The following is a 1,155-nucleotide window of genomic DNA, read 5'->3' as shown; positions in this document are numbered from 1 at the left end:
ATTCTAGGGATGGCGCTGCTCGGCTCTATTTATGTTCTGCCGATGTATCTCACTCAAATTCAGCAATATAACGCGATGGAAATTGGTGAAGTCTTGATGTGGATGGGTTTCCCACAGTTGTTGATATTCCCAATCGTTCCTAAGCTGACGCAAATCATTAAGCCTAAGTACTTAGTGACCTTTGGTTTCGCGATGTTTGGCTTCAGTTGTTACGTGAATACACATATGACGATTGATTTTGGTGGCCAACAGTTGATCTTGTCTATGGTTCTGCGTGCTATTGGTAGCCCGTTTATTATGGTTCCGCTGTCTTTGGTTGCCATGAAAAACATCAGCAAAATGGACACACCTGACGCTTCGACCTTAACCAACGTAATGCGTAACTTAGGGGGTGCTTTTAGTATCGCGATTATTGCTACGTTGCTAGATAACAAAACGCGCGAGCATTTGGCGCATATCAAAGAGTCGCTACCTTCAGTGAGTCAGTTAGGTTGGCAAACGCTCAAAGATCAACAAGCGTTCTTTATTCAATCAGGAAGTGATGCCGCGACAGCGATGCAACAAGCGCAAGCTAGCCTACTTGGCACAATGCAACGTGACGCCGCTATCATGGCTTACAACGATGTGTTCTTAATGATGACGGCGTTCTTGGCTCTAGCTGCAGTATTGATTCTAAATATGCGTGATTAGCGCTAGAGTTTTGTTTAATAAAGCTTCAAGAAAAGAACAACATTTCGAATAAAAAACCGAACAATTAAACTGAGAGGTAAGCTTATCGGCTTGCCTCTTTTTTATTTCTAAAACACGTATAGCCCAACGAAAATCAGGTAAAAGTAACCTGCGTTTGAAGTCTTTCATAAATGTTATCGAATACTCCTTAATTACCAATAGTTTATTGAGTGTTTGCCTGTGATATTGGCACCTTGACAATGTGCAACTTGACGCCTAAATTAAAAATAACATTTGGTATTGAGGAAAATGGATTTGACCTTACCACCTGACCTACGAGTTTTAATTGTCGACGACTCCAAGAGTGCAACTATTCTTATAAAGCAGCAACTCTCGAGCTTGGGCATTGCACATGATTGCATCTTTATTGCGACCGACTATCGACAAGCAATTAAAGCGGTCGAGACTCACTCTTTTCATGTACTC

2 pseudogenes are annotated in these 1,155 nt (G+C 41.6%); both read left to right on the top strand.

Annotated elements, in window-relative coordinates:
• Positions 1–690 (top strand): annotated as a pseudogene (locus AB4232_RS21975) (EmrB/QacA family drug resistance transporter); the annotation flags it as partial.
• A gap of 288 nt (positions 691–978) precedes the next feature.
• Positions 979–1,155, top strand: a pseudogene (locus tag AB4232_RS21970) (response regulator); the annotation flags it as partial.

Origin of the sequence: Vibrio sp. 10N.286.46.A8, assembly GCF_041470165.1 — a bacterium.
Taxonomy (GTDB): Bacteria; Pseudomonadota; Gammaproteobacteria; order Enterobacterales; family Vibrionaceae; genus Vibrio; species Vibrio tasmaniensis_A.
Note: the sequence above shows the minus strand (reverse complement) of the source record. Positions and strands in the feature narration are given on the sequence as shown.